The following is a 6690-nucleotide window of genomic DNA, read 5'->3' on the forward strand; positions in this document are numbered from 1 at the left end:
CGCTGAGGGAAGTCCTGTCCCCACACCCCCTGGGGACAACATCATCCAGGGTGTGGAAAACGCCGACGGGACTGTGCACAGTCCGTGGACAGCACTGTGGACGACCAAGAAAGTTGTCCCCCCTCATGCCCTCTGACCTGCGAAGACGTCCGTGCACCGGTGTGGAGCCACAGTGAATCTTCTGGCTGTTCGACCCACACCGCGGACTGATCGACATGTCGACTCCGGCCTCTTAGCACACCGTCATCCACAGGATGAGGGTTTTCGATGAGCCTGTTCTCCCCCGTGGATCGCCAGATCGCGGCCGTCGCGCTGCCGGCCTTCGTGGCCCTGGTGGCCGAGCCCGCCATGCTCCTGGCCGACACCGCCATCGTCGGCCGGCTGGGCACCACCCCACTCGCCGGCCTGGCGGTGGCCTCGACGATCCTGCTGACCGTCGTCGGCCTGTGCGTTTTCCTGGCGTACGGCACGACGGCCGGCGTGGGTCGTCTGCACGGCGCCGGTCGCGAGGACGAGGCCTACCTCGATGCGATGGGGGGTGTCTGGCTCGCGGCGGCGCTCGGGGCGGTGCTCGCCGTCGGCCTGGCGGTCGGGGCGAGGCCGATCGTCGAGGTCATTGCCGACTCGCCCGACGTCGCCGACCAGGCCACCACGTACCTGCGTCTCAGTGCGGCCGCCGTGCCCGCCATGCTCATCATGCTCGCGGCCACCGGTGCCCTGCGCGGAGTGCTCGACCTGCGCACACCCCTCGTGGTCTCGATCGTCGCCAACGTCCTCAACGCAGCCCTGAGCACCTGGCTCGTGCACGGTCTCGACCAGGGCATCGCCGGGGCCGCGCTCGGCACCGTCGTGGCCCAGTGGGTGGCGGCCGTGTGGCTGGTCCTCGTCCTCGTGCGCGGCGCGCGACGTGCCGGAGCCGGGTCGACGCCCCGGGTGCTGAGGGTCCTGCGAGCCGCGCGTGCCGGGCTGCCGTTGCTGGCCCGGACGGCCACCCTGCGCACGGCCCTGCTGCTCGCGACCACCTTGGCCGCCCAGCTGGGCGACGCTCCCCTGGCCGCGCACCAGGTGGCCACGACCCTGGTGTCCTTCCTCGCCTTCGCCATGGACGCCATCGCGATCGCCGGGCAGACCCTGACCGGCCGGACCCTGGGAGCCGGGGACGCTGCCGGCACCCGAGCCCTCACCCGCCGGATGATCGGCTGGGGCATCGGGTCCGGGGTCGTCGCGGGGGCGCTCCTCGCTGCCCTGGCGCCCTTCCTCGGGCCCTGGTTCACGCCCGATGTCGCCGTGCACGAGGCACTGGTGCCCGCACTGCTCGTCGTCGCCCTGGTGCAACCGGTCTCCGGGGTCGTCTTCGTCCTCGACGGCGTGCTCATCGGTGCCGGTGACGGGGTCTTCCTGGCGTGGGCCGGAGTCCTGGTGCTGCTCGCCTACGTGCCGCTCGCGATCGGTGCCGAGGCCCTGGGCACCGGGCTCGTCGGCCTCTGGGCCGCCTACGCCGGCTTCCAGCTGGCCCGCCTGGCCACGCTCTGGTGGCGCCAGCGCGGTGACACCTGGCTCGTCCTCGGCGCCTGACGGTCAGCGATGACCCCTCGGCAAACCCTCACATCCCGCGGGAAGTATCCGTGGGGAAGTGTCAGCTCACCGAGGGACCGTGGTAAACCGACATCCGGGGGGTCGGTCAGCGGTGGCGCCAGTAGCCGGTGAGGTCGAGGCAGTCGCGGGGGACGGCGTGCTCGGTCTTGAGGTACTGGCGGATGGGGCGCAGCATCGAGGACTCCCCCGAGACCCAGGCGAAGACCTCACCGCCCCACCACTCCGCGGCCATGACCGCGCGGGGCAGGAGGTCGGTGGAGCCGGGAGCGGCGCCGTCGCGGTGCAACCAGGTGAGGTCGACGTCCGCGCGGGTCTGCAGGTCCTGCTCGTGATCGGCGTCGGCGACCTCCACGAACACCTGGGCACGGTGCTCGGGCCCGAGCTCCTCCAGCAACCGTCCGATGGCGGGCAGGGCCGTCTCGTCCCCCGCCACGAGCAGCCAGTCGACCCCGTGCGGCAAGGACGCCGTGATCGTCGGGCCGACGATCCAGGCCGGGTCCCCGGGTCGCACGGCGCCCACCCACGAGGCGGCATGGCCACCGGGGTGGTGCACGAAGTCCAGGTCCAGCTCGCCCGCGATCGGGTCCCAGCGGCGCGGGGTGTAGTCACGATGGATCGCCCGCACGCCACCGGCCGTCCAGTCGAGCCGGTCGGGCTCCTGCACCGGCAGGACGGGGCGATCATGGCCGGGCGAGGGCAGCAGGACCTTGACGTGGTCGTCGAAGCCCGGCGTGCTGAACGCCGGCACGGCCACGCCGTCGACCTCGCCGGCGCCGAGCCGTTCCCCGGTGAGGGTCACCCGCCGCATGCCGACCGTGACGTCGTGGACGCGCGCGACCTCGAGCTCACGCACGACGGCGCCGATCGTCGCGCTCTCCCTGCGGGACCGGGCCACCGATGGCTCAGTCCTGCGCGGAGAAGCCGACGACGGTGTAGTCGGGCTTCTCGAACGACGACGGCCCGAGGTTGACGACGTTCTCGCGGACCGCCATCACGCTCGGCTGCACCGCCAGCGGCACCATGACGAAGCGCTCCAGCAGTGCCGTGTCGAGCTCGGTCGCGGCCTCGTGGCGGTTCTCGTCGTCGAGAGCTCCCGCCACCTCCGACCAGGTGCCGGCCCGGCCCGACTCCACGCCCGTGAGGTTCGCCGGTGAGTCGACCGGGCGGAACCGTGACTGTGCGGACTCCACGCCCAGCACCGAGGCGTCCCACGAGAAGGTCACCAGGTCGAAGTCGAGCGGCACGAGGACGGCCTCGGAGAAGTCCTCCAGCGGGACGCGCGGACTCTCCACCGCGATGCCGATCTCCGCCAAGTCTCCGGCGATGACCTCGGCGCGACGCTCGACGCCGGGACTGTCCTCGGGCACGGGCAGGGTCAGGGTGAGCTGCTCCCCGTCGCGGGTCGTCTCCTCCCCCACCTCGTAGCCGGCACCCTCCAGCAGCCCCCGGGCCTGCTCGACGTCGCGCCCGAGCACCTCCCCCGCAGCGTCGCTGTACCCCTGCTGGCCCGGGACCGTGAACAGGCTGCCGGCTACCCGCGCCGGGGTGGAGAGCCCCTCGACCCCGTCGGTGGCGATCTCCTCACGGTCCAGCGCGAGGGCGACGGCTCGGCGCACGTCAGGGTCCTCCAGCGGTCCGCCACCGGCGTTGAGCGTCAGGTGCGACCATCGCGAGCCGGCGGCGCGTCGCAGCCGTTCGGCATCGACCCCGCCCGCGGTCTCGGAGTCGACATCGATGACGTCGAGCTCCTCGGCGTCGTAGGCCTCGGCCTGGACGTCGAGCGCGGCGACGCGCCACTGGATGGCCTCCAGCCGCGGAGCCGGCCCCCACCAGCGGGGGTTGCGCTCCTGGGTGACGGTGCCGGTCTCCAGATCAATGCCGGTGATGACGAACGGGCCGTTGGAGGGGACCGCCTGCTCGGTGTAGGCCTCGTTGAAGCGTTCGGCGTCGGCACTGATGCTGCTCGGCAGCCGAGGATAGACGAACCGTGGCCAGTCCGAGCGCGCCCGCTCGAACGTGACGTCATACTCGAGCTCGTCGTCGCCCTCCTCCACGGAGGAGATGTCGTCGAAGCCTTCGGTCGAGGAGACCCGGTAGGCGTCGCCCGAGCCGTTCATGGCCTGCCAGTAGGCGCGCATGTCCGCCGCCGTGATCGGGCTGCCCTTCTCCCACACGGCGTCGGGGTTGAGCCGAACCCGGACGGTCAGCGGGTCCTCCTGCACGACCTCGACGGACTCCGCGTAGTTCTCATCGACCTCCCACCCGCCGTCCTCGGTGATCCGGACGGCGCTGCCGCTCGTCGGGCCCAGGAGCCGCTCGAGCTCGGAGGTCCCGAAGCTGGTCCCGGCGTCGGCGTGTGCCGGGTTGAACGTGGCCGGGACGGTGCCGACGGCCAGGCGCAGGGTCCCCCCGTCACCGACCTCGTCGGCGGGGACGTCGCTCCAGCCCGTCAGTGGAAGCTCGTCGGGGTCCGGACCGGCACCCGGCGTCTGGTCGGCGGAGCCTTCCCCGCCCCCGAACAGGCCACAGCCACCGAGCAGCAGCAGGGCGCTCAGCAGGACGAGCAGGCGGCGGGGAGTCATGAGACGACAGACGCACGGAACCCGGGGTGCCCCGGGCCCCGTGCGTCAGGAGTCCTACTTGGCGGCGACCACGTTGAGGCGCACCTGGGCGACGACCTCGGAGTGGACCCGCACGGTGACGTCGTGGGTGCCGAGCGACTTGATCGGGTTGCCGACCTCGATGCGACGCTTGTCCACCGCGCCGCCGACGGCCTCCAGGGCCGCGGCGATGTCGGTGAGCGTGATGGCACCGAAGAGCCGTCCGCCCTCGCCCGCCTGGGCACTGACGCTGACCGGCTCGGCCTCCAGGCGGCCCTTGATCTGCTGGGCCTCCTCGAGGTCGTGCACGGCGCGCGCGTCACGGGCGGCCCGGATGGACTCGATCTGGCGTCCGCCGCCCTTGGTCCAGCGGATGGCATAGTGGCGCGGCAGCAGGAAGTTGCGGCCGTAGCCGTCCTTGACGTCGACGACGTCGCCGGGCTCGCCGAGGTTGGAGACCTCGTGGGTGAGGATGAGCTTCATGGTGAGTTCCTCCCTCAGCGGTTGGTGGACGTGTAGGGCAGCAGCGCCATCTCGCGGGCGTTCTTGATCGCCTTGGCGATCAGACGCTGCTCCTGGACGCTGACGCCGGTGACGCGGCGCGCGCGGATCTTGCCGCGATCGGAGATGAACTTGCGCAGCAGCGCGGTGTCCTTGTAGTCGATCGTGGTGTCGCGAGCGAGCGGGTTGCTCTTCTTCTTCGGCTTGCGGATGACTGGCTTGGCCATGATGTTGGTGCTCCAGGTGTTAAGGGGTGTCTTAGAAGGGGGGCTCGTCGGAGGCTGCGCCACCGCCGCCCCAGGCGTCGGACTGTCCACCGGCGTTGCCGGACTGCTGCGGCTGGCTGGACCACGGGTTGGCGTTGCCGCCGCCCTGCGGGGCCCCGCCACCGGATCCGCCACCACCGAAGTCTCTGCCGCCGGAGCGCGAGGCCTTCGTGGTCTTGGAGGTCGCCCACTTCAGCGAGGGGCCCACCTCGTCCACGTTGATCTCCACGCTCGTGCCACGGGAGCCGTCCTGACGCTCGAAGTTGCGGATGCGCAGGTTGCCCTGGACGATCACGCGGTGGCCCTTCTGCAGGGACTCCGCGACGTTCTCGGCCATCTGACGCCAGGCGGCGCAACGGAAGAACATCGCGTCGCCGTCCTTCCACTCGTTCGTCTGCTTGTCGAACGTGCGTGGCGTCGAGGCGACCGTGAAGTTGGCGACCGCGGCGCCGGAGGGCGTGAACTTGAGCTCCGGGTCGTCGGTGAGGTTGCCGATGACGGTGATGGGGGTCTCGCCAGCCATGAGGCTCAGCCTTTCAGGTGGATGATGTCTGACTCCATGGAACCGCAGGCCGCTGACAGTGCGTCGGCGCTGTCCACAACCTGCGGCGGCGGATCACTTCACGTCGGGGCGAATGACCTTGGTGCGGACGATGGACTCGTTGAGCCCGAGCTGGCGATCCAGCTCCTTGACGGTGTCCGGCGTGGCAGTGAGCTCGAGGACGGCGTAGATGCCCTCGTTCTGCTTGTTGATCTCATAGGCGAAGCGACGCTTGCCCCACACGTCGATGTTCTCGACGGTGCCGCCATCGTTCGTGACGACGTTGAGGTAGGTCTCCAGGCTCGGAGCGACCGTGCGCTCATCGAGGCTGGCATCGAGGATGACCATGACTTCGTACTGACGCAACGACACGTGCGCCCTCCTTCGGTCTGGACGGCTGCGGACGATCCGCAGCAGGAGAGTCGGCCCGCCGTCTGGGGGCGGGCAACCTGGAGAGTCTATCCGTGCCCGGCGGTGCAGTCCAAATCCGGTCCGAGGCCCGGTAGCGTCGGGGTGTGGACGGACGGATCGTGACGCTGCTGGTCTCGCCGCGCCATCGCTACGACGGGCGGCCGGCGGACGGGCCCAAGCCCGTCGTGGGGCCCGAGACCACGGACCGCGTGATCGTGCGCGCACACCGCGGCCTCGTCGGGGACCGCTACTTCGGGACGCGGCACCGCTTCGCGTCGGTGTCGTTCATCGCGCGGGAGTCGGTCGAGCGGCTGCAGGACGAGCTCGGCCCCCTCCCTCGCGGTGCTGCGCCCTTCGATCCGGTGCTGGCGCGGCGCAACGTCGTCACGAGCGGCCTGGACGTGGAGGACCTCGTGCACACCGAGTTCACCCTGGACGGCGGAGCCGGGCCGATCCGCTTCCGCTCGCTGACCCGCGCCAACCCGTGCGCGTGGATGAACGGGGCCTACGCCGACGGCGCGCACCGGGCGATGCGCGGCCACGCCGGCATCCGCTGCGAGCCGCTGGACGACGGCGAGCTGCGTCTCGGGGCCGTGCGGCTGCTGGACGTCCAGCGCCTCGGTCCCGAGGAGCTCACCGCCCTGCGGCGCAGCGCCCTCGACGCTGCCCGCTGACCCGCCCCCCTGGTCCCAAGATTCCCAGGTCGACATGGGAACCAGCACAGCTGCACGGCTTTCCTTCATCTGCACGGGAAAGAACCCGTGCAGATCGAGGA

The 6690-nt window shown here is 71.0% G+C and carries 8 protein-coding genes; 2 read left to right on the forward strand and 6 right to left on the reverse strand.

The features are described 5' to 3' along the window. Window positions 1-267 precede the first annotated feature (267 nt). Window positions 268-1575 (forward strand): MATE family efflux transporter, encoded by a 1308-nt coding sequence (locus tag ACHAAC_RS04455; protein ID WP_435714750.1) that lies wholly within the window; start codon window positions 268-270, stop codon window positions 1573-1575. Between the two features lie 106 nt (window positions 1576-1681). Here ACHAAC_RS04455 and ACHAAC_RS04460 read toward each other — a convergent pair whose 3' ends face one another. The 6 genes from ACHAAC_RS04460 to rpsF form a co-directional block, all read right to left on the reverse strand. Further along, entirely contained in the window at window positions 1682-2491 is an 810-nt protein-coding gene (locus ACHAAC_RS04460) for a siderophore-interacting protein (RefSeq protein WP_435714752.1), read from the reverse strand. A gap of 7 nt (window positions 2492-2498) precedes the next feature. Continuing rightward, complete coding sequence (locus ACHAAC_RS04465) at window positions 2499-4178, reverse strand: ABC transporter family substrate-binding protein (protein ID WP_435714753.1); 1680 nt, start codon at window positions 4176-4178, stop codon at window positions 2499-2501. Window positions 4179-4232: 54 nt separating this feature from the next. Further along, window positions 4233-4679 (reverse strand): 50S ribosomal protein L9, encoded by a 447-nt coding sequence (gene rplI, locus ACHAAC_RS04470; RefSeq protein WP_435714755.1) that lies wholly within the window; start codon window positions 4677-4679, stop codon window positions 4233-4235. 14 nt (window positions 4680-4693) lie between these two features. Then, window positions 4694-4924: a 30S ribosomal protein S18 gene (gene rpsR, locus ACHAAC_RS04475; RefSeq protein WP_435714756.1), complete on the reverse strand. Its 231-nt coding sequence runs from the start codon at window positions 4922-4924 to the stop codon at window positions 4694-4696. 31 nt (window positions 4925-4955) lie between these two features. Continuing rightward, window positions 4956-5486: a single-stranded DNA-binding protein gene (locus ACHAAC_RS04480; RefSeq protein ID WP_435714758.1), complete on the reverse strand. Its 531-nt coding sequence runs from the start codon at window positions 5484-5486 to the stop codon at window positions 4956-4958. Window positions 5487-5579: 93 nt separating this feature from the next. Further along, window positions 5580-5870 carry a 30S ribosomal protein S6 gene (rpsF, locus tag ACHAAC_RS04485; RefSeq protein WP_435714781.1) on the reverse strand — a complete coding sequence of 97 codons (291 nt, stop codon included), beginning with the start codon at window positions 5868-5870 and terminating at the stop codon, window positions 5580-5582. A 149-nt stretch (window positions 5871-6019) separates the two neighbouring features. On the opposite strand from rpsF, the gene ACHAAC_RS04490 reads away from it, so the two are divergent. Next, complete coding sequence (locus ACHAAC_RS04490) at window positions 6020-6589, forward strand: MOSC domain-containing protein (protein ID WP_435714759.1); 570 nt, start codon at window positions 6020-6022, stop codon at window positions 6587-6589. Window positions 6590-6690 lie beyond the last annotated feature (101 nt).

The organism is Aeromicrobium sp. CF4.19, assembly GCF_051262555.1.
Lineage (GTDB): Bacteria > Actinomycetota > Actinomycetes > Propionibacteriales > Nocardioidaceae > Aeromicrobium.